21 protein-coding genes are annotated in these 21810 nt (G+C 33.5%); 3 read left to right on the top strand and 18 right to left on the bottom strand.

Annotation, left to right across the window (positions count from 1 at the left end):
- From Q0P94_RS03535 to rfbD, 17 genes are all read right to left on the bottom strand, one after another.
- Positions 1-1606: CoB--CoM heterodisulfide reductase iron-sulfur subunit A family protein (locus Q0P94_RS03535; RefSeq protein ID WP_295113862.1), on the bottom strand; the 1606-nt coding region annotated here is incomplete at its 3' end.
- 299 nt (positions 1607-1905) lie between these two features.
- Entirely contained in the window at positions 1906-2811 is a 906-nt protein-coding gene (locus Q0P94_RS03530) for an AEC family transporter (protein ID WP_295113860.1), read from the bottom strand.
- Positions 2812-2875: 64 nt separating this feature from the next.
- Positions 2876-3811: a DNA repair and recombination protein RadA gene (radA, locus tag Q0P94_RS03525; RefSeq protein ID WP_295113858.1), complete on the bottom strand. Its 936-nt coding sequence runs from the start codon at positions 3809-3811 to the stop codon at positions 2876-2878.
- A 19-nt stretch (positions 3812-3830) separates the two neighbouring features.
- Positions 3831-6476, bottom strand: a complete 2646-nt coding sequence (locus Q0P94_RS03520) for an OB-fold nucleic acid binding domain-containing protein (protein WP_295113856.1) — start codon at positions 6474-6476, stop codon at positions 3831-3833.
- A 156-nt stretch (positions 6477-6632) separates the two neighbouring features.
- On the bottom strand, positions 6633-8036 hold the full coding sequence (locus Q0P94_RS03515; RefSeq protein WP_295113854.1) for an undecaprenyl-phosphate glucose phosphotransferase: 1404 nt from the start codon (positions 8034-8036) through the stop codon (positions 6633-6635).
- Between the two features lie 48 nt (positions 8037-8084).
- Positions 8085-8945, bottom strand: coding sequence for a glycosyltransferase family 2 protein (locus Q0P94_RS03510; RefSeq protein ID WP_295113852.1), 861 nt, complete (start codon positions 8943-8945; stop codon positions 8085-8087).
- Positions 8946-8957: 12 nt separating this feature from the next.
- Entirely contained in the window at positions 8958-9917 is a 960-nt protein-coding gene (locus Q0P94_RS03505; protein WP_295113850.1) for a glycosyltransferase family 2 protein, read from the bottom strand.
- A 1-nt stretch (position 9918) separates the two neighbouring features.
- Positions 9919-10878, bottom strand: a complete 960-nt coding sequence (locus Q0P94_RS03500; protein WP_295113848.1) for a glycosyltransferase family 2 protein — start codon at positions 10876-10878, stop codon at positions 9919-9921.
- On the bottom strand, positions 10871-11971 hold the full coding sequence (locus tag Q0P94_RS03495; RefSeq protein WP_295113846.1) for a CDP-glycerol glycerophosphotransferase family protein: 1101 nt from the start codon (positions 11969-11971) through the stop codon (positions 10871-10873). The genes Q0P94_RS03500 and Q0P94_RS03495 overlap by 8 nt, the downstream gene beginning before the upstream one ends.
- A gap of 20 nt (positions 11972-11991) precedes the next feature.
- A complete protein-coding gene (locus Q0P94_RS03490; RefSeq protein WP_295113844.1) occupies positions 11992-12273 on the bottom strand; it encodes a hypothetical protein in 282 nt (93 codons plus the stop codon).
- A gap of 10 nt (positions 12274-12283) precedes the next feature.
- Complete coding sequence (locus Q0P94_RS03485) at positions 12284-12550, bottom strand: hypothetical protein (RefSeq protein ID WP_295113842.1); 267 nt, start codon at positions 12548-12550, stop codon at positions 12284-12286.
- Positions 12551-12859: 309 nt separating this feature from the next.
- Positions 12860-13867 carry a dTDP-glucose 4,6-dehydratase gene (gene rfbB / locus Q0P94_RS03480; protein WP_295113840.1) on the bottom strand — a complete coding sequence of 336 codons (1008 nt, stop codon included), beginning with the start codon at positions 13865-13867 and terminating at the stop codon, positions 12860-12862.
- Between the two features lie 11 nt (positions 13868-13878).
- Positions 13879-14436, bottom strand: coding sequence for a dTDP-4-dehydrorhamnose 3,5-epimerase (rfbC, locus tag Q0P94_RS03475; RefSeq protein WP_295113838.1), 558 nt, complete (start codon positions 14434-14436; stop codon positions 13879-13881).
- 2 nt (positions 14437-14438) lie between these two features.
- Positions 14439-15311 (bottom strand): glucose-1-phosphate thymidylyltransferase RfbA, encoded by an 873-nt coding sequence (gene rfbA / locus Q0P94_RS03470; RefSeq protein WP_295113836.1) that lies wholly within the window; start codon positions 15309-15311, stop codon positions 14439-14441.
- Between the two features lie 52 nt (positions 15312-15363).
- Positions 15364-15597 (bottom strand): barstar family protein, encoded by a 234-nt coding sequence (locus Q0P94_RS03465; protein WP_295113834.1) that lies wholly within the window; start codon positions 15595-15597, stop codon positions 15364-15366.
- A gap of 4 nt (positions 15598-15601) precedes the next feature.
- On the bottom strand, positions 15602-16054 hold the full coding sequence (locus tag Q0P94_RS03460; RefSeq protein ID WP_295113832.1) for a ribonuclease domain-containing protein: 453 nt from the start codon (positions 16052-16054) through the stop codon (positions 15602-15604).
- On the bottom strand, positions 16051-16890 hold the full coding sequence (rfbD, locus tag Q0P94_RS03455) for a dTDP-4-dehydrorhamnose reductase (RefSeq protein ID WP_295113830.1): 840 nt from the start codon (positions 16888-16890) through the stop codon (positions 16051-16053). Before rfbD ends, Q0P94_RS03460 begins: the two co-directional genes overlap by 4 nt.
- A 72-nt stretch (positions 16891-16962) precedes the next feature.
- Between rfbD and Q0P94_RS03450 the strand changes: the two genes are divergently transcribed.
- The gene (locus Q0P94_RS03450; RefSeq protein WP_295113828.1) at positions 16963-18204 is read left to right on the top strand and encodes a nucleotide sugar dehydrogenase; all 1242 of its coding nucleotides are present in this window, start codon (positions 16963-16965) and stop codon (positions 18202-18204) included.
- Here Q0P94_RS03450 and Q0P94_RS03445 read toward each other — a convergent pair.
- Complete coding sequence (locus Q0P94_RS03445) at positions 18201-19424, bottom strand: DUF2264 domain-containing protein (RefSeq protein WP_295113866.1); 1224 nt, start codon at positions 19422-19424, stop codon at positions 18201-18203. The genes Q0P94_RS03450 and Q0P94_RS03445 overlap by 4 nt on opposite strands.
- A gap of 359 nt (positions 19425-19783) precedes the next feature.
- Between Q0P94_RS03445 and Q0P94_RS03440 the strand changes: the two genes are divergently transcribed.
- Positions 19784-20431 carry a hypothetical protein gene (locus Q0P94_RS03440; RefSeq protein ID WP_295113826.1) on the top strand — a complete coding sequence of 216 codons (648 nt, stop codon included), beginning with the start codon at positions 19784-19786 and terminating at the stop codon, positions 20429-20431.
- Positions 20432-20563: 132 nt separating this feature from the next.
- Positions 20564-21808, top strand: coding sequence for a homoaconitase large subunit (gene hacA / locus Q0P94_RS03435; RefSeq protein ID WP_295113824.1), 1245 nt, complete (start codon positions 20564-20566; stop codon positions 21806-21808).
- The last annotated feature ends 2 nt before the right edge of the window (positions 21809-21810 follow it).

Here is a 21810-nt window from a genome sequence, read left to right as displayed (position 1 = left end):
CAACAGGTCTGAGTTTAGGGTGAGCTTCCATGTAGAATCCGTCTGCAGATCTGGAGAGACCTAAGGTTTGTCTGAGTTCGTCAGATCCTGCAGAGTGTTCGAGACCTACGCTTAATACAACTAAGTCGTAAGTGTATTCAGTTACTTTACCGAGTAAAGTATCTTCTGCTCTGATAGTTAAGGTTAAGTCATCGTTTTCGAAGATTTGTGCTGGTTTACCTCTGATAAATTCAATTCCGTATTTTTCTTGAGATGTTTTGTAGAACTCTTCGTATCCTTTACCGAAAGAACGGATATCCATGTAGTAACAGGTTACTTCGGTATCAGGTTCGTGGTCAATACATAATTGAGCGTTTTTCATGGAGTACATACAACATACTCTGGAACAGTATGGTTTACCGATTTGTTCATCTCTGGAACCGACACAGTGGATGAATGCTACACGTTTAGGTTCAATACCGTCGGATGGTTTGATTACGTGTCCACCGGTAGGACCTGATGCGTTAATCATTCTTTCAATTTCCATAGCAGTGATAACGTTTGAGAAACGTCCGTATCCATATTGGTAAATGCTGGATGGATCGAATGGGTCGTAACCGATAGCAGCGATAATAGTACCAACTTCTAATTCAATTTCGGTAGGTTGTTGGTTGTGATCAATAGCATCTGGACCACATGCTTGTACACATAAGTTACATTCGATACAGTAGTCTTTATCAATAGTAGCACATAATGGTACAGCTTGAGGGAATGGAATGTATGCAGCTTTTACCATACCTACACCTTCGTCGTAGTAGTTAGGTATTTCGATAGGACAAGCTTCTTGACATGCTCCACATCCAGTACATAAGTCTTCATCTACATATCTAGGTTTTTTCTCAACAGTTACTTTGAAGTTTCCGATGTATCCGTCTACTTCTTTAACTTCTGCGTAAGAGATTAATTCAATGTTGTCGTGTTTGTTACAGTCTACCATTTTAGGTGCTAAAATACACATTGAGCAGTCGAGAGTAGGGAAAGTTTTATCTAATTGTCCCATTCTTCCACCAATGGTTGGGTTTCTTTCTACCATGTAGGTTTTGAATCCCATGTCACCTAAGTCTAAAGCGGTTTGGATACCAGCTACTCCACCACCGATAACTAATGCTTTGTTATCTACTGCTACTTTGGTAGCTTCTAATGGTTCGAGTAATCTTGCTTTTGCAACTGCCATACGGGTTAAGTCTTTTGCTTTTTCGGTAGCTGCTTCAGGTTGGTTCATGTGTACCCAGGAGTCTTGTTCTCTTAAGTTAGCAAATTCAAATAAGAATTTGTTTAATCCTGCTTCTTCAACACATCTACGGAAAGTAGGTTCGTGAAGACGAGGGGAACAAGCTGCTACAACAATTCTGTTTAAGTTTTTCTCTTTGATGTCCTCTTGGATCATAGCTTGTCCAGGGTCGGAACACATGTATTTGTAGTCAGTTGCGTAGACAACGTTAGGAAGTGTCTTTGCATATTCTGCTACTTCAGGACAGTCGACTACTCCACCAATGTTTACACCACAGTGACAGACGTAAACACCTATCCTTAATTCTTCGTTATTATCTATTTTTTCTTCTGCCATATTAATTCACCTTGTACAAGTCGTGAAAAATATCTAATATATATAAAAAATTGCAATTTTTAAAACAAGTAGTAAAATTTTACATAGTATTAGATATACATATGTAGTTAGTCCACATTTATAAAGATTTCTATAGAAATTGTGGAGTAAAGCTTATATACTAGAACATTAAAAACTGAATAAAACTTATTATTAAGCTAAAGAAGAATATTTATCTCTATTTTTACTAGAATAACTATTTTTTTCAAGCTATATATTAAATAAAAAATTTAGGTTAGAAAAAATTATCAAATTTTTTACTATAAAATCATGATAATTATAGGAAGTGTAATCAAAGAGATTACAGTGTTGATTAATATGCAATCCGATGTCAGTTCATAATCCAAATTGTATGTAATTGAAAGCAATAAAGACAACATTCCAGAAGGCATTGCCGCCTCAACGATTGCAACATTATACTGCAGGCCGGATAAACCTAAAAATGACACTACAACAAATGCAATTAACGGAAAGAACAATAATTTCATTATTGAAGTGAAGGTTACCATAGATTTGCTTCTAGACAACCCTGCAAGGTTAATTGACAATCCTAAAGAGATCATTATCAAAGGAATAGCACCATCGCCCAAATAATTTATAGTATTATTTAGAACAGGACCGATTGGAATGTTTAAAATATTAAGGCCTAGTCCTAATAATATGGCCCATAGCGGAGGAAACAATGCAATTTTGCGGGTGGCTTTTTTAACAGTGCCGCCAAATTTTAAAACCAAAACAAAAGACAATATCAAGAAGATGCACATTGTTGCAATATCACAAAAAATAGCCCTTAAAAATCCTTCATGACCATAAATGCCCAAGTTAACAGGATACCCCATGAATGCAGTATTAGCAATCATTACCGTTACAAGTACACTCCATAGTTTCTTATCATTATATCCCAATCTTTTCAATATGAAAAATGAAACAATACCTGTAACAAATGAAGATGCTAAAATCACAAAAGGCAAAATTCCCAATTTTGAGATTAATGATAAATCTGACGAATAAAGAGCAGAAAAAATCATGCATGGCAATAAAATATTCATTACTATCTTGTTTAAAGGATTGATGTCTTTTTCAGATAAAAAATCGATGCGCTTTAAAACATATCCCACACCAATCATTAAAATTATAGATAAAATAGTAACTTCAATTTCATTCATAAATAATAATTAAATAGTATAATATAAAAAATTAATTGAGATTTAAAAAAAAGAAAAAATAAAATTAGCTAACGATACCTTCGCTAGTAATTTTAAATACACATTCACCTTCAGGCAAATGAGGACTGTCAACTAAACGAGCAATTCTTTTACCTGCCAATCCTTTTTTAAGCCAAATCCTGTAAGTGGAAGCGTGTCCTAATACGTGTCCACCGATAGCTTTAGTAGGACTTCCGAAGAATGAATCAGGTTTAGCTTGTACTTGGTTAGTTAAGAAAACAGCTACATTGTAAGTGTTTGCGATTTGTTGAAGGGAATGTAAATGTTGATTTAATTTTTGTTGCCTTACAGCTAAAGATTCTCTTCCCACATACTCTGCCCTAAAGTGAGCCATTAATGAATCGACAATAACTAATCTAACATTGTTTCCACTTTGGATAAGTTCGTTGATTTTATCGACCATTAAAATTTGGTGAGCGGAATTGAATGCACGAGCAACATGAATTCTTCCCAAAACTTCCTCAGTATCCAATTCGAAACCTTCAGCGATTTGTCTAATCCTTTCAGGACGGAAAGTGTTTTCAGTATCAACAAATACGCATTCACCATCAAGGCCTCCAAGCTCTTCTGGCAATTGGACAGTTACCGCCAATTCATGAGAAATTTGACTTTTACCAGATCCGAATTCACCAAACACTTCAGTGATTGATTGGGTTTCAATTCCACCGCCAATCAAGTCATTAAATTCTTGGCTACCTACAGTAATATGACCAACATCTTTTCTTCTTTCATCAACTTCTAAAGCTGTTTCAAAAGTAATGTTTTCAGCTCTACGAGCAGCTTCAATAACTTTTTCTGCAACACCTTCTCCAATTTCTGCTTTTACAGATAATTCTTTTGGAGTAGCTGTAGCTAATCTCATCATATCAGCAAAACCTGCATCTCTTAATTTTTCTGCTGTTTTTTCACCAACACCTGGTAAATCTGCTAATTCTACCATAATAATCATTCCTTTTCATTTAATAATATTTTGATATAATCTTTTTAGGGTTTAATCTGCTTTCTTCATTGTACAAATCAAAGCTCACATTTGCAATGATTTCTACTGTCATACCATTTAAATCTTGAAGTTTATCTTCTATTCCTAATCCATCCTCAACATAATTGATAACATCTTCCTTTTTCATTTGAATTAGCTCTTCTGCCAATTTATCGAAAAATGTAGCTTGAATCTCACCAGTTTCATCTTCGATTCTGGTTGGTACCATTAATGTATAATCCGGTTCATCAAATGCATGTCCACAATTATCACAAACATTTTCCTCTATTGTAGTTTCAACATTGGATCTGCAATTTGGACATTTTACAAGAATATTCTTATCAGTACCGACTTCTTTTATAACACCAGTGACACAAACATTTGTGTCATCCTCCAATAAGGATTCAATAGGTTTTGGAACATAAATAGCTTCTTTTAACTCTTCATAAGTAGGTAATTTATTTAATTCATTTTCACTAGGTTCTAAAATAGTGGTTCCTCTTCCAATAACTGCTTGAAGACGATTGTCCCTATCTAAGTCAATACGTGGATTCTGCAATTTTATTGGCATTCCAATTTCAAGGTCAATATTTGCATCGTCATTCCATAAAACAACTTTAATGGACCCTGTATCATCAGCAATTTCAATGTTTCTGACACTACCAGTGTCACCATTATCTCTATCAAAGTGAGTTATGTCATTTAATTCAATTACTCTACCAATAATAATTATATCAGTATCGTCTTCATCGACATCGGAAATTTTCTTATAATCATAAAGTGCTTTTTCTAATGTAGACAATTCAGGAATAAACATTGCAGAAGCTTGTTCTTCGGATAATTTTATTAGTCTAGAACCCCCACCAATATTTAAATCAACATCATACATTCCTAGTCTGGTTCTAGCATTTTCAATTTGGTATGCATCCCCTACTTCGAATTCTTCTTCAGCACGTTCATTCCATAAGGATAATTGTACTTTACCTGATTCATCAGCAAAAATTGCTGAACGAACAATACCTACAGAACCATCATCCCTTTGGAATTCATTAATATCATTAATTGATAGGAATCTACCAATGATATCAATTTCAATACCATCTTCATCCATTTCTGCAACTCTTCCAATAGGAGTAGGTCTTAATTGTTCCCTTAATTGTTCAAATTCTTCAAATTCTTCCACAGTTAAGTTTTCAGGATTAATGGTAATTTGAGTATTGAAGTTAGTATTCATTGAATATCCTGTTTGAGTATATTCATCAAATCTAACATTTCCCCCGATAATTTTAAGGATATCTCCTTTATTGATTGGTAATTCTGTATCATCTCCCCAAACAGTTACTCTAATAGATCCAGAAGAGTCACCTACATCAAAGTTTCTAAGTTTACCTTCAGTATTGTCTGATTTTCTGATAAATGTTTTGATGTCTTGAAGCCTTACAACAACACCTTTAATTGATACGTCACTTTCTTCCTTTAAATCACCAATTGGTGTGAATTCCTGTTCGATTTCAGGTACATCAAAGTCTCCTTTGACAATTCTTCCATCCCAATGACTTAAAGATATTTCGGATATTCCATCCATATTTGTTCTTTCACGAGCTTGAGCGGCTAAAATCTTTACAGTATCCCCATCTTCCAGCTTTAAATCTTCAATTAACTCAACATTCTTATTCCATAATGTATAGGTAATTTTACCGGAAGCATCTTGCAAATCAATTGATGCAACTTTTCCTTCTTTTCCATTTTTTTCATAGCTTCTCACTGTTGGAATCCTAACAATTCTTGCTATAATATTAACTTTAGTGTCAGGTTGAATGTCTGCAATGTCTGTGATTTCTTCCTGATAAACAGGGAATTTAGAAGGATTTTCATCTAATTTAACGATAGTTGTTCTTGGCCTTAAATTAGCTTCAAGTCCTGAGTAACCATCCTTAATGTCAACCCCTTTAATCTGAATAATGTCTCCTTCATTAAATTTCTTTAAAAGAGGCATGTTTTGGGTCCAGAAAACCGTTCTCATAGTTCCGGTGTTATCCTGCAGTTCCACATTACAAACTTCACCTTTTCCGCCTTTACGAGTTTTAAAAGATCTTTTATTTGAAATTGAAATTACTCTTCCTTCAATAGTAGTGTCTTTACTGCCTTTTTCAAGTTCACTGATATTCTTTACAGCAAATTCAGGTTTTTCAGAAACAACTTCAACTTCTTCATCGATTAATTCACCGACAACCATGTCGGCAAAACCAGAATCGTTCATGAATGGATTTGAAGATTCCTGTTTTTTGAATTCTGCCATCCTTGCAAGGAATTCTTCCTGAGTAATCTTATCTTTTACCTTATTATATTTCTCTAAAAGATCTTCAGTCATTTCAAAAGGTGCTTCATCTTCAGATGAAACATCGAAAGATACATTATTAACCTCACTTGAATCTGTTTCTGCAGGAATAGTTTCAATGTCATTTATGCCGTGATTTTTTAAAACTTCACGTGCTAAATTAACTTCATCAACAAACGGAACGCCTTTAAAATTAGTTTTACTAATCTGGTCCATTTCTGCTAAAAACTCTTCTTGTGAAAGTTGATCTTGAATTTTTTCGTATAATTTTAAAATTTCTTCTTGCATACCAAACCCCTCATAGAAAAGTTAATTATAATTTTAAATTAGAATGTATATAAAGTATTAGAGACAGAGCATTTGAAAAGTAATCCATATCAATATTACTGAAAAATTTAATATAAATATTATTAATATACACAAAGATGAAAATATGAAAAAAAATTAATATGCATTCGGATTTCTTTTTAATATAGTCTTAATCATGATTCCTAAATCCAAACCCAAGTGCCAATTTTCTACATACTCGATGTCATATTCAATACGCTTTGTAATTGAAGTATCTCCACGACATCCGTGAATTTGAGCCCAACCGGTTAAACCAGGTTTTACCTGATGCTTGACCATATATTTTGGAATTGATTCCTTGAATTGATCTACAAAATATGGTCTTTCAGGTCTTGGACCTACAACACTCATATCTCCTTTCAGGACATTGAAAAATTGAGGCAATTCATCTATACTTGTTCTTCTAATGAAATCTCCCACCAAAGTTTTTCTTGGATCATCCTTAGTTGTCCATTCAGATTTTTCCAAATTAGGGTCCTGAACCTTCATACTACGGAACTTATACATCATGAATGGCTTACTGTTATGACCTATCCTTTCCTGTTTAAATATAATAGGACCGGGAGATGTTAATTTAACCGCTATTGCAGTGACTAACATGATTGGTGATGTAATCACAATAGCTATAATGGCAATAACATAATCAGTTAATGCTTTTAAGAACTTATTGAAATCATCATCCAAAGGAACATAGCGTATATTGATGATAGGAATATCCTCAATCATGTCTACAGACGGTTGTGCCGGGAAATATCTGATATAATCCGGAATGATTTCCGCTTTAATCCCAACCTTTTCACAGCTTTGAACTAATTCGTTTATACGGTAATAATATTTTAAAGGAATTGCCAAAACAACCCTATCAAACCTATGCTTTTCAAGTATAGGATCCAAATCTTTAAAAGTACCAATAAATCTAACACCGTTAACTACCTTGCCCACATGCTCAGGCCTTCCTAAAATTCCTCCTATTGAAAAGCCAAGGTAAGGATTTTCCTTGATTTTTCTGGCAAAAGTAAATGCCAAATCATTATCTCCAACAATTAGAATATGCTTTAAATTCTTATTGTTTATCCTCATGTTGATAAGGAAACTTCTAATTACAAATCTTTCTATAATTCCTAAAAAAGTGGCGATAATTGCCAGCAAGAACAGCATTATTCTTGAAAAGTCAGGTTCATTGATGATAAACAGTATGGACACCAAAGCAAAAAATGCAACAATGTTCACTTTAATTATCTGGGTTGCTTCTGAAAAAATATTTTTGTAGGTTCTGCGAGGCTTATATAATCCAAAAGCAAAATATAAAATCAAATAAATTGGAATTACTGCAACAAACATGAAAATACCGTAGACTTCATAACCCAAATGCCCTCCTATAGGACCAAACAGGGTTGTATGAAATCTTAACCATATTGAAGACCATAATGATACAACGATGACCAGCACATCAATCAGCACCAGCATGATGTTCAATAATCTTTGATTTTCCTTTATCATAATAACTACCAAAAACTGTGTTATTATATTATTAGGTAGCTATAATATTTAATCTTTCTTTTTAAACAAATTTAAAAATAGCTTTAAAACACACAAAACAAAAATTCCAAAATACACTACAATATTTGTAATAAAAAAAGACTCATGAGCATGATGTTTTTTATAATAAATATACATTGCTCTGTAAAATTCATATATCAATTTGGATTTTTGTTTTTTACTGCTGGCTCCTTTAAGATGAGTTATTTTTGATTTTCCATAATAAATTATTTTCCAACCGGCCTTTTTTATTCTGAAACATAAGTCTATATCTTCCCCATACATGAAAAAGGTCTCATCCAAAAGACCCACCTGGTTTAAGGCATCTTTGCGTATGAACATGAATGCTCCGGTCAAACAATCGATTTCATAGATTTCATCATCAGGCAAATCATCCAGGTTGTAGTTGTCGTCCTTGCTTTTTGTTGGAACATGGAATAATCTGAAAAAAGAATTTTTGACATTTGGAAAACTTCTTTTGCAGGCCTTGTCCAACTCACAATTTTCCAAAAGAACTCTGCATCCCGCCGCACCGACATCTCTATGCTTTTCCATATATTCATAGATATCATTTAAAGTATTTTCCCATACTACAGTGTCTGAATTTAAAAGAAGGACATATCTGCCTTTGGCAATAGCTATTGCCTGATTATTTCCAGCAGCAAAACCGTTATTCTCTATGGATGCAATAAATTTAACCTGTTTATCCTTAAAGTAATCCTGTAATCTGGATAAACTGTCGTCGGATGATGCATTATCAACTACGAGAATCTCATAGTTAAACGAATAATCATATTTAAGAATGGAATTTATAGTATCCCTTGTTAATTCAAATGTCTGATAATTTACTATTACAATCGAAAGATCCATAAAATCAACTGTTTATTTTTTTAAGAACTTGAGTGTATTGACTATTAACCTGTACTCGATTTTAAAATAATTTTTTGTATTTTTTGAATTGAATTTTACTTTATTTATTTTATTTCTTGTATTTAAACCCTCTTTTATTCCTTCCAAATAAGTCGGCCCAAAACCTTTCTTTAAAAAGAAAATGTACTTTATTAAAAAGCCGAAGAATAGGAAAATAAAATTAATTATCTTCAAGGGAATTGGAAGATTTTTATACACTACCCACACATTATTACGGGCGGCCAGTTTTACCTTAAATTCATTGTATCTGCTTCCGCTTGTTGCACTTCCGATATGATACACAATTGCATTTGGGCATAACAGATTTTTATAGCCGTGAATCCTTGACCTAATTGCCAAATCAACATCCTCCATGTATGCAAAGAAATTATCATCAAACATTCCTATTTCTTCCATGACGGATTTTCTATACATGGCAGCGCCCGCACAGCTTGAAAAAATATCGCAAATTTCGCCAAATTCGTCTGATTTATGATTTTCACCTGTTTTTTTAGTCCATGCAAGCAGATTATATTCATCCCCAACATCGTCTATTAACTCCTTATTGTTGTATTGGAGCATTTTTGCCTGAACTGAAAAAATATCTTTCGAAGATGAAATCAAATCAGCCAAATTCCTTATAGAGCATTTTTCAATTTCTGTGTCATTATTAACTGAAAAAATATATTCATACTTGGCTTTTCTGATACCCTGATTAACTGCCGGTGCAAATCCTAAATTTTCACTGTTTTCAATCAGATGAACCGGAAAATTAAATGAATAATCCTTAATGAAATCCTTGCTTTTATCAGTTGAGCCATTGTCAACCAATATCAATTCCCCAATGCATTCATAGTCATGATTAAGGGAATCAAAGAATGTTTTCAAGAATTTTTCACCATTATAATTTGGAGTAACGACAGAAACTTTCATATTAATCAATTGAATTTTTTAATCTTTTCCACACAATATAATATATTTTAGGATTTAATAAAAATAATCTAATTTTAAGCTTGAATTTGCCATCCCCTTCAAATTTGGACAGTTTTGAAAATAGGTCCAAATCTTTCATCTTACCTATCACTTCATTAAAGTCATATGAATTGTAAAAAAAGTAATTCATATTTCCAAATATTGCTTTAGGAATTCTGGAAGTTATTATTAAATTTGACAAGTCATTTAATCCTTGCTTTTTATAAAAATCAGCGAGTTCTTCAAATACCTTTACAATATCAAAACGTCTGAATTCAGAGGTCCTTATTGCTGATGAGGGATGCTGAATATAATAATATGTAACCTCATTCGAGATTGCAATTTCATCTCCCAAACTCAATGCCATCAATGCAAAATGAGTATCCTCACCGTAAATATAATCTTTAGAAAATTCAAGGGAATTATTTTTGATAATATCTGATTTATACATTAATTGTACAAAATTGAAAGGAATCTGCATTTTGAGTTCCATTTCAATGAATTCCTTAGTAGAAATAGAATTCTGAGAATAGATATGGGGATTGGAAGTAATTTCACCTTCCTTTTTCACCAGCTGAATTAAACTGAAATCGGTTTCACCATTATATAAACTGGACAGGTGATTTGGAGCAATATAATCATCAGCATCAACAAAAACCAAATAATCGCCGCATGAAAGTTCAATTCCTTTATTTCTTGCAGCACTTACACCCTGATTTTCCTGATGAAAGACCTTATTGGGAACAGGTATATCTTTTAACTTATTACTTATAACTTCTAAACTGTTATCATTTGATCCGTCATCGATGACAATAATTTCAAAATCATCAAAATCCTGTGAAATTATTGAATCAAGAGTTGCACCTATATATTCAGAATTGTTAAAGACAGGTACAATAACACTAACTTTAATATTATCCATTTTTGCCACCATATTTTAAAATATAATCAACTACCCTTTTAGATGATTCACCATCGATTGCATCAAATTGTGTCATGACAAAGTTTGACATCCTGTCCCTGTCAAAATCATCATTATCAATTGCATCTATCAATTCATCCGAACTGTAGGTTAGCTTTCCGGGAACTGTCTTTTCAAAATCGTAATAAAATCCTCTTTCATTACTCAAGTAATAGTCCAAATCATAAACAAAGAACAGAATAGGCTTATCCAAAATAGCAAATTCAATCATTATGGAAGAATAATCAGTAACCAATATATCGCTTATCATCATCAGTTCCTGCTCTGAAGGATAATCACTGCAGTCAATATACTTCTCGCCGGATGCAATATCATCCTCATAAAAATTTTTAATTTTAGGGTGAAGTCTCAATGCAAGTATATATTCCTCTCCCAAAACCTCATTGAATCTTTTCAAGTCCAAGAAGTCAAAGACATTATTATACTTTGCCTCATCCCTGAAGGTTGGAGCATAAAGTATTATTTTTTTATTGTCATCTGCACCATATTTTTTGCAGAAATCCTTCTTTATTTTATCCAAATCATGATTTTCAAAATAGTAATCGAGTCTTGGAAGACCTAAAGGTTTAATTTTTCTTTTATCAATTTGAAAAGCCTCAGCATAATAATCTTCTATGTTTTTTGAGGAGGTAATCAGAAAATCTGTATTTTCACTGATTTTTGAAAGCATTTCAATTTCCTCGGCATTTGCAACAGACCCCCCAAATTTTTTTGAAGCTCCGGGAGCATGCCATAGCTGAGTAACTGCAGTTTCATTTTTAAAGTTCATGAAGGCAAGCGGGAAAAAGTTATCGTTTAAAAAAACATATTTTGATGTTGCCAATTTTTTAAAACCAGAAAAGGAAATCGTGTCCTTATAAAAATAGTTAAATTCAAAATTTCCCCTTTTTTCAAATTCCTTTTTAATATAATCCAAATTACCTTTAAAAGACTCTTTGGAGTCTATAATAAACGATATTCTATCTTTCTTAACAGCAAAAATCTTAAATAGACTGAATAGATATCCATAAACTTTATGTTTAAAAAATTTCATAAAAATCAAAAAAAATTAATTTAATGGAAAAATTCCATAATTCCCGGAATGGACTGCATCATCGCCTGAATACCTAAAATGAATATAGCAAGACCCCCAACGAAATTAATATACCTTGCATATTTAATTGCAACTTTAGTACCAAATGTTCCAATTAATAACCAACAAGAAGCTGCAATTAAACTTAAAATAGCCAAACCCAATGGATTAACACAAGCCGCAACACCTTGAGCCGCTAAAATTAAGTTTTCAATGTTTCCAAAAACAAGCAATATAAAAAATGGTTTTAAATCATCCAACATCTAATCATCCCTAATTGTGAAATACTGATTCATACATTGCCTGGAGACCTAAAACAAATATTGCAAATCCTCCAATAAAATCAATAAAATCAACATAATAAATCAAAAGCTGAGTTCCAAAAGTACCAATTATTAGCCATAGACTAACACATATAATACTTGCAATAGCCAATTTTAATGGATTTACACCTGCAACGACCCCTTGAGAAGATAAAACTAAATTTTCAATATTCCCAAATATGATAAGACCTACAAAGGGCAAATATTGTTCCAACATCAAATCACCATTTCTCCCTAATTTTGGAAAAAATTTTCCCAAAATTCCATTCTAATTAAAGTTATCAAATTATTATATATAAAAGTATCATTTTTTATCCTATAAATTGATTAAATCAAATATTATTAGATAAAATCAATAATAGTTAATTGAAATTATTATAAAAAATGTATAAGAATTATTATAGTGATTTTAAAATACTCTAAATTGATTTTGTCAAATTGAATATAAAACAATGTTTTAAAAACTAATAATTAAATCGTACAAAAAAATAAATGAAAAAAGTAGAGGTTAATTTCAAGTGTAAAATTACCTGTTTGCATACATTTTTTCATAGTATTCTTGGTATTGTCCGCTTTTAACCTGGTTTATCCATTCCTGATTGTCAAGATACCATCGTATGGTTTCCTTGATTCCGGTTTCGAATGTGTATGATGGACACCATCCAAGTTCTTTCTGTATTTTTGAAGAATCTATTGCATAGCGCCTGTCATGACCTAATCTATCTGTTACAAACTTGATTAATGATTCATCTTTGCCCAGTTCTTCAAGCAAAAGTTTGACAATGTATATGTTTTCTTTTTCATTGTTTCCACCGATGTTGTAAACTTCTCCGAGTTTTCCATCATGCATAACCAAATCTATTGCACTGCAGTGGTCATGTACATGAAGCCAGTCACGTATGTTCTTGCCGTCACCGTAAACAGGCAACTTCTTGTCTTCAAGGATATTGGAGATCATCAATGGTATCAATTTTTCCGGAAATTGATAAGGTCCATAATTGTTGGAACATCTAGTAATATTAATTGGCAAATCAAATGTTTCAAAATAAGCCCTTGTAATCAAGTCACCACCGGCTTTGGAAGCTGAATATGGACTGTTAGGCTGCAAAGGTGTTGTTTCAGTAAAGTATCCTGTTTTTCCAAGAGTACCATATACCTCATCTGTAGATATTTGTATATATTTTTCAACACCATATTCCTTGGCAGCATTCAATAATACCTGTGTGCCCAATACATTGGATTTGATGAAAATTTCAGGGTCTGTAATGCTTCGGTCAACATGGCTTTCCGCTGCAAAGTTGATTACATAATCACATTTTTTAACCAAGTCATCAACGACTTGTTTGTCTCTGATGTCTCCTTTTACAAATGAATAATTGTCTTTGTCTTCAATATCTTTTAAGTTTTCAAGATTTCCGCAATAGGTTAAGGCATCCAAATTGATTATGTGGTATTCTGAATACTTGTTTACCATATACCTTACAAAATTGCTTCCGATGAAACCTGCTCCACCGGTAACTAAAATGTTTGTCATAATATAATCACCTAGTATTTGATTTGGGATTCCTTAAATGATTTCCATTTTTTATCTTTTTCAGACAATATGATTTCATCTATTCCATCTAATGGCCAGTCAATTGCGATGTCTTCATCATCCCATTTAATTCCACTTTCATCCTCACCATGATAGAATTCTGTACATTTGTACAGGAATTCCGCCTCATCGGACAGTACAACAAATCCATGAGCGAATTTCGGAGGAATATATAATTGCTTTTTGTTATCTTCAGATAAGATTTCCCCATACCATTTGCCGTAGGTTGGTGAATCCCCTCGCAAATCCACACCGACATCAAAAACTTCACCTTTAATAACACGAACCAACTTGCCCTGAGGATACTTCAACTGCAAATGAAGGCCTCTAAGCACACCTTTAGATGATTTGGACTGATTATCCTGAACAAATTTCAGGTCATAGCCAGCCTCCCTGAAATCATTTTCCTGAAAAGTTTCCATAAAATATCCGCGATTATCTTCAAAAACGGTAGGTTCAACTACAAACATACCATCAATGCCAGTTTCTGTAAATTTAAATTTTCCCATTATTATTTTCCCCTTTTGACTAAATTAAATAAGTATTGTCCATAATCAGTTTTTTTAAGTTCTTCAGCAGTTGTCAATAATTTTTCCTCTGAAATATAACCTTTAAGAAAAGCAATCTCTTCAAGACAGGCGATGTATAAACTTTGTCTTTTTTGAACTGTTTCGATAAAGTTAGATGCTTCAAGCAACCCTTCATGTGTTCCTGTATCTAACCATGCCATACCTCTACCAAGAAGCTCCACCTTAAGCTTGCCACGCTTAAGATACTCTTCATTAACTGAAGTAATTTCAACTTCCCCTCTTTCGGATGGCTTTACATTTTTAGCTATTTCAATCACATCATTATCATAGAAATAAAGACCCGGAACGATATAATTAGATTTAGGATTTTCCGGTTTTTCTTCGATTGACAGTACATTCCAGTCTTCATCGAATTCGACAACACCAAAAGCTTCGGGATTGTTAGTGTAATAACCGAATATGACTGCACCTTCTTTCAATGTGGTTGCCCTTTCCAAAATTTCAGTGAATCTGTGTCCGTGGAATATGTTATCCCCTAAAATCAATGCCACATTATCATCCCCAATGAAGTCTTCGCCTATTATAAATGCTTCTGCAAGACCATTAGGATTTTCCTGGACAGCATATTCAAAATTAATTCCCAAACTACTTCCGTCACCCAACAGGTCTTCAAACATCGGCAAATCTCTTGGAGTGGAAATGATTAAAATTTCTTTAATTCCTGCAAGCATCAATACCGAAATCGGATAATAAATCATCGGTTTATCATATAATGGCAGCAATTGTTTTGAAACAGCTTTTGTAATCGGATAAAGACGAGTTCCAGAACCTCCTGCAAGTATTATACCCTTCATAATTATCTCCTTCTTTTATATAATTCTGACAGTTATACAATTTAAAAATTTCTTAATCGCATCTGAAATCTAAAAGCTCGTTTTCAAAGGAAGCATCAACAAATGTATCAATCAGATCTTTTGAAACGCATTCACTATTTACCAAAACGATTTCAGTTTCAACACCAATTTCACACAGGCAGTCATATAAAGCATCCAGATTTTTCCCGTAATAATCAGGAAAATCAAACACTTCCATCAAATAGTCATGCCCGTCCTTTTTAATTAAATTGCCATCAATTTCCATAATATCATATTTCTTTAAATGTTTTGTAATGGTCATCAGTGTAATAAACTTTATAGTTGCCTGTGTTGTAAACTATCCTTTCAGCACCACGACTGGTTCCATTCGCATCAATGTCACATTCAATATATTTATAATCACTATCCGGCAGGATATGCTGTCTGTTTGTAAAGGTATCTCCACCAATACTTTTTCCCGGAGCATATTTTTTAAGTGGTCCTCCCTGCCATCCCAGGTCCCGTGCCTGGCTTTTGGTAATGTAATTGCTTGGAAGCTTATGGAATTCCTTAATGTAAGCCGCCACTTCATCGACAGTGCAGTATTGACCGTCTTCGACAACTTTTACACTGGATCCTGAATCTCCTCCGAAATTTAAAAAATCAAAAAATCCGGCACTAACAGAACCCATTAAAAACAAGGTAATGACCAGTGCTAAAATTAATGTTATCTTTTTATTCATTTAATCAACTCAATATATTCTTTAGCAGCATCCTTATAATCACGAAGCGGTTTAAAACCACTGTCAACCCAGTTTTTGTTTTCCAGAACAGAATAATGAGGTCTTGGAGCGGGCCTTGCAAATTCTGAAGCGGTAACAGGAATGACCTTTACATCCTTTTCAGCCACTTCAAAGATATATCTTGCAAACTCACACCAGGAACAGTATCCGGAGTTTGTAATATGATATATGCCATAATAATCTGTTTCAATTAACTGTGAAATTGCTTCTGCAAGATCTGGAGTATATGTAGGTGTTCCCACTTCATCATAAACAACTGTGATTTCGGAATGATTTTTTGCAAGTTCCAGCATTGTCTTAGGGAAATTTCCTCCGTTAATTCCATATAACCATGCGGTCCTGACAATGAAAAACTTATCAAGAATCTCCAAAATAGCCTCTTCGCCTTTTAGTTTGCTTTTTCCGTAAACACTTATCGGACCTATTTCATCATCTTCAATCCATGGACGTGTATTATCGCCCTTGAACACATAATCTGTACTTATATGAACTAAAGGACAATCAACTTCACTGCATGCCAATGCAAGGTTTTTAACCCCATCCCCGTTTACAGCATAAGCCAGTTCCTGATTTTCTTCACAACCGTCAACATTAGTATATGCCGCTGAATTGATAACAATGTCCGGGCTGTTTTCAACAATGAATTCTATGACCCTGTCCCTATCAGTGATATCCAATGTTTTTGAGGTTGTAAGAATCAGTTCATGGTCATCTTTTAAAACTTCGATTAAATCATGCCCCAGCATTCCGTTTGAACCTGTAATTAAAATTTTCATAAAACCACTTAAACTTAATATATATTTAAAATATATATTATACATTATATTTAAAGAAAAGGAGTTAGAACCATGAAAGTATGTATAATGGGTCAAGGATATATTGGACTTCCAACAGCCGCACTTTTTACCAGACATCATTGCGAAGTTGTTGGAGTGGACATCAATGAGGAAATTGTGAATAATTTAAATAAAGGAATAGTGCACATAGAAGAACCAGGAATATCTGATATTATCAAAAATGCAGTGAAAAACAAAGTATATACTGCTTCCCTAACTCCGCAAAAAGCTGATGCTTTCATTATTACCGTGCCAACTCCATATATTGCAGAAAATTACAGCTGTGATTTAAGCTATGTGGTTGCCGCATGCCAATCAATACTTCCTTTCTTGGAAAAAGGAAACACAGTAATCATTGAATCAACAATTGCTCCAATGTCAACTGATGAAACAATCAAACCAATTTTTGAAAATGCAGGTTTTACAATTGGTGAAGACCTGTTCCTTGCACATTGTCCTGAAAGGGTTCTTCCCGGAAGAATTTTAGAAGAGTTAGTCCATAATGACAGAATCATAGGGGGCGTTACACCGGAATGTGCTAAAAAAGCTCGAGAAGTATACGGCCAATTCGTTGAAGGATATCTGATGTTGACTGAAGCAAAAACTGCAGAATTGTCAAAATGTATGGAAAATACTTTTAGAGACGTTAACATTGCACTTGCCAATGAACTTGCAAAAATTTGTGCTGAAATTGGAGTTAATGCTCTGGATGTTATAAAAATGGCAAACAAACACCCAAGAGTAAACCTGCACTCACCGGGTCCGGGTGTTGGAGGCCACTGCCTTGCAATCGACCCCTACTTCATTTATGCAAAAGCTCCGGAAACCGCAAAAATCATCAAACTGGCACGTGATACAAACAAGTCCATGCCGGAATTTGTTTGTGAAAATGCTAAAAAAATGATTTCTGAAGGTAAAATCGCTATCTTCGGAGTGTCTTATAAGGGAAATACCGGAGATGACAGGGAAAGTCCTGCATATGAAATTATTGAAAGACTAAAACAGTTCGGTTTTGAAATAGCAATACATGACCCACATATAAAAAATGAGGATTTTGTAAGCTTTGATGAAGCTACTAAAGATGCAGACCTTCTTTTAATATTATGTGACCACAACGAGTTCAAAAATCCTAACTATAATCTTATTTCAAAAAATATGAGGACACCAATAATATTTGATACAAAAAATATAATAAGTAAAGTTCCAGACGGAATTAAATTATTTAATTACGGGAACTTATATGAATTAAATTAAAAATCGATAGGTTGATCTTTTGATGTGTTTTGACCATTCCATGCTTTAAGGCTGGTCCAATCAGAGGCAGGTTGTGTCCAAAACGCATCTTCCAATTCCAAACCTAAAGCTAAAAATACAGAACAGCATAAATAAAGGCTGCCAGTATTTATATCTTTTTCTGATAAATCAGCCTGAAATCCATTCAATCCCATAATAAGCCATCCATCAGAGGAAAAGTTTTGAGTGCCTGCGAACTGTCTTTTCAATACTTTTGTTAAAGCTGCCCTTACCTGAGTAGGATTTATATTTCTTGGCAAAATCTTAAGTAAAGCGGCCTGAGATAATAAATGGAAAACACCACAACGATATGTTAAGGAACTTCCAAGCAAAGGATAAGTACCTTCAGGTGAAATTAATCTTTCAAGTTGAGAAGCTAATCTTGATGACCTCATCAGTTGAACATCTAAAAATTCCCCATCTGAAATGCCGTATTTTCTTAATACTTTTAGAATATCATTGAGCATAGGATGGATAACAATACTATTATAATAGTTTAAGTCAAATGATTCGCCATCTGAATAAATTGCATCGCCGATGTAGAACTCATCCCTGAACTTATGAATCCCATATGATAAACGTTCTTTATCACATTCTCCTGTGAATTCCAAAAGAGTAGCTTCAATCATTGCAGTATACAACAACCAATGATTTTCATATGGAGCAATTTCTCTTGTATTTTTAAGTTCATGAATAATCTTAGCTTGAACATCCATCGGCAGATTAAGCCAAACCTGATTTTTAGATCTGAGCAATCCTTGAGCAAATAATGCAACATCAACTAAAGACTGTTTAGGTTGTACAAAGAAAATATAATCATTATTATTTGGGTTAACAGCGTTCATAATAGCTTTTAAAGTTAAACGTAAGTATTTTTCCCTAATCTGTCCTTCTTCTGAACTGTCAGGACCTAATTCTAACCATGGGGCAATACCATTAAATACACGTGCAAAAGCCTCCAGATATGCAAATTTTTTAGTGTCAGCACTTACGGACTCGACAGGCATTTTTTTGCGAAGAGAACTTTTTGCAAGATTACCTAAAACTGGAAGAGCTATTTTTTGTAATGTAGTTACCCAAAAAATCCTATCTTCCCAAATTGAAGGTTCTTCTTCAATAGGCTGTTCATCTTTTTTGTGTCTGTTAAATAATCTACCCATGAAAATAATTTTGTTGAACATTATATATAAATTATACAAAAACTCCAAGAATTGAACCACCACTTGTATAAGACATGGCAATCCTGCACACATTAGATAAAAAAAAGGCTTACCCAATAAAATTGAATTTGAATCAAATACAACAGTGAAAAATATATACCATAATATAGAAACCATAATTTATGTCTAAATCCAAACTGTTCAAGCTATTGGTTCCTTTGGATGTTAAGAGTTTATCAATGAAAGACAGAATTCTCTCAATATCTATTTACACACTGCCTTTTACATTATTTAGTGTGATAGAATATTTTTTTATTGGTTTATTCACTTTAGAACTACTGCTAATATTTTATATATTATTTTTTCCAATTGCATACTATTTGCTAGCGTATGAAAAGTTAGAGAAAAAATATAAGATTTATTCAGATATAAGATTTGGAAACACATTTGAATTCTTCTCCAAAATGATGGCTTCATTTGCTCCGGGAATTATACTATTAATATTGGCATTCAGCAGCATAATAGATAAGTTAAATTTGGGAATTCTAATTTCATTTTCCTTTGTGGTTCCTGCACTGGCACTCTTTTTGAGAACAGATGTTTTCAATGATAAAAGCTGCTTAAAAGACGATGAAAAAATATTTGGATATAATCCCATAAGATACGGACCATTAAGCTTAATTATAGGTCTTTATGGATATATTAACGTTTTGCAATTGCCGGATATGCGCATGAAGGCATTACTGTTTACAGTCACATTAATTTTTCAGATATTATTTATTGTTCCAGACCAGTTCAACAAGATTTTACCTTTCGAAGTGAGGGAAATCAAGGGATTTTTAAAACTGACAGTTATCCTGATAGCATTTTATGCAGTATCATGCTTTTTAATCCAGGGAAATACTGCAATTAACTTCAGCAGGACATTATCTCTTGAATATATTTTAAGACATATAATCACATGGAGTACTGCAATTATTATAACAGTTCTTTTGCTTAGACAAATAAAAAAGATGAATAGTTCCTAAGGCAAATAAATTTGCGTATTTTCAGAAATTTTTATATTTTAAGTAACCATCACAACAAGGTCAATAAAAATAAAAAAAGAGTTTATATATTTTGAATACAAAAATATTTATCATTATTGAGAGGTTGAAAATATGCCAACAATGTCTGAAAAAATATTAGCTAAAGCATCTGGTAAAGATAAAGTAGAAGCTGGAGATATTGTTATTGCAAATATTGATGTCGCAATGGCTCATGATTTGACCGGACCTCTTTCAGTAGAATCTTTTGAAAAGATTGGAGCTGGAAAAGTATGGGACCCTTCAAAGATTGTAATTCCATTTGATCATCAAGTTCCAGCAGACTCAATTGACTCAGCAAACAACCACATTATAATGAGAGAATTTGTTGAAAAGCAAGGAATCGAACATTTTTATGATGTTAACGCCGGAGTATGTCACCAAATTCTTCCAGAATTGGGCCATATTGTTCCAGGAGAAGTTGTTGTTGGTGCAGATTCACATACATGTACCCATGGAGCTTTAGGAGCATTTTCAACCGGTATTGGTTCTACAGATATGGCTATGGTATTTGCGGAAGGTAATTTATGGTTTAAAGTGCCTGAAACAAATAGATTTAACATTACCGGTGAATTGAAAGAAAACGTGTATGCAAAAGATGTGATTCTAAATATCATTGGGCAAGTCAGTGTAGATGGCTCAACATACAAGGCATGCGAGTTTGCAGGCGAAACTGTTTCAAATATGAGCGTTTCAGACAGAATGGTTTTATGTAATATGGCTATTGAAATGGGTGGAAAAACCGGTTTGGTTGAACCTGATCAAAAGACAATAGATTACGTGGAAAGTCGTTCAAACAAACCATACGAAATATTTAAGACTGATTTGGATTCCTCCTCTCTTAATATAATTGATATTGATGTAAGCAATCTGGAGCCTCAAGTTGCATGTCCTCATCATGTTGACAATGTAAAGCCGGTAAGTGAAGTGGATCAAGAGCTTGACCAAGTATTTTTAGGTTCATGTACAAACGGCAGACTTAGCGATTTGAGAGATGCTGCAAAAATCCTAAAAGGAAATAAAATAGCTAAAGGATTGAGAATGTTGGTAATACCAGCATCCAAAGAAGTATATTCAAAAGCACTTGAGGAAGGATTGCTAAAAATATTTGTTGATGCAGGAGCACTTGTATCTGCCCCATGTTGCGGCCCTTGTCTTGGAGGACATACAGGAATTATCGGACCTGGAGAAGTAAGTCTTTCCACTTCAAACAGGAACTTTAAAGGCAGACAAGGTTCACCTGATGGAAAAGTTTACCTGTCTTCTGCTGCTGTTGCTGCAGCTTCAGCAATTGAAGGCAAAATTGTAGCGCCAGAGTGATA

This window comes from uncultured Methanobrevibacter sp. (assembly GCF_946184425.1).
In the GTDB taxonomy this organism is placed as follows: Archaea; Methanobacteriota; Methanobacteria; order Methanobacteriales; family Methanobacteriaceae; genus Methanocatella.
Note: the sequence above shows the minus strand (reverse complement) of the source record. Positions and strands in the feature narration are given on the sequence as shown.

Bases quoted from the DNA above. Each gene is read 5' to 3' on its own strand.
- Q0P94_RS03460 (WP_295113832.1), bottom strand. From the start codon at position 16,054: ATGAATAAAAAGATAACATTAATTTTAGCACTGGTCATTACCTTGTTT.
- rfbA (WP_295113836.1), bottom strand. From the start codon at position 15,311: ATGAAGGGTATAATACTTGCAGGAGGTTCTGGAACTCGTCTTTATCCG.
- radA (WP_295113858.1), bottom strand. From the start codon at position 3,811: ATGGTAGAATTAGCAGATTTACCAGGTGTTGGTGAAAAAACAGCAGAA.
- Q0P94_RS03520 (WP_295113856.1), bottom strand. From the start codon at position 6,476: ATGCAAGAAGAAATTTTAAAATTATACGAAAAAATTCAAGATCAACTT.
- Q0P94_RS03490 (WP_295113844.1), bottom strand. From the start codon at position 12,273: ATGTTGGATGATTTAAAACCATTTTTTATATTGCTTGTTTTTGGAAAC.
- Q0P94_RS03505 (WP_295113850.1), bottom strand. From the start codon at position 9,917: ATGAAAGTTTCTGTCGTTACTCCAAATTATAATGGTGAAAAATTCTTG.
- hacA (WP_295113824.1), top strand. From the start codon at position 20,564: ATGCCAACAATGTCTGAAAAAATATTAGCTAAAGCATCTGGTAAAGAT.
- rfbB (WP_295113840.1), bottom strand. From the start codon at position 13,867: ATGACAAACATTTTAGTTACCGGTGGAGCAGGTTTCATCGGAAGCAAT.
- Q0P94_RS03465 (WP_295113834.1), bottom strand. From the start codon at position 15,597: ATGGAAATTGATGGCAATTTAATTAAAAAGGACGGGCATGACTATTTG.
- rfbD (WP_295113830.1), bottom strand. From the start codon at position 16,890: ATGAAAATTTTAATTACAGGTTCAAACGGAATGCTGGGGCATGATTTA.
- Q0P94_RS03515 (WP_295113854.1), bottom strand. From the start codon at position 8,036: ATGATAAAGGAAAATCAAAGATTATTGAACATCATGCTGGTGCTGATT.
- Q0P94_RS03485 (WP_295113842.1), bottom strand. From the start codon at position 12,550: ATGTTGGAACAATATTTGCCCTTTGTAGGTCTTATCATATTTGGGAAT.
- Q0P94_RS03445 (WP_295113866.1), bottom strand. From the start codon at position 19,424: ATGTTCAACAAAATTATTTTCATGGGTAGATTATTTAACAGACACAAA.
- Q0P94_RS03530 (WP_295113860.1), bottom strand. From the start codon at position 2,811: ATGAATGAAATTGAAGTTACTATTTTATCTATAATTTTAATGATTGGT.
- rfbC (WP_295113838.1), bottom strand. From the start codon at position 14,436: ATGGGAAAATTTAAATTTACAGAAACTGGCATTGATGGTATGTTTGTA.
- Q0P94_RS03500 (WP_295113848.1), bottom strand. From the start codon at position 10,878: ATGGATAATATTAAAGTTAGTGTTATTGTACCTGTCTTTAACAATTCT.
- Q0P94_RS03510 (WP_295113852.1), bottom strand. From the start codon at position 8,945: ATGGATCTTTCGATTGTAATAGTAAATTATCAGACATTTGAATTAACA.
- Q0P94_RS03495 (WP_295113846.1), bottom strand. From the start codon at position 11,971: ATGAAATTTTTTAAACATAAAGTTTATGGATATCTATTCAGTCTATTT.
- Q0P94_RS03450 (WP_295113828.1), top strand. From the start codon at position 16,963: ATGAAAGTATGTATAATGGGTCAAGGATATATTGGACTTCCAACAGCC.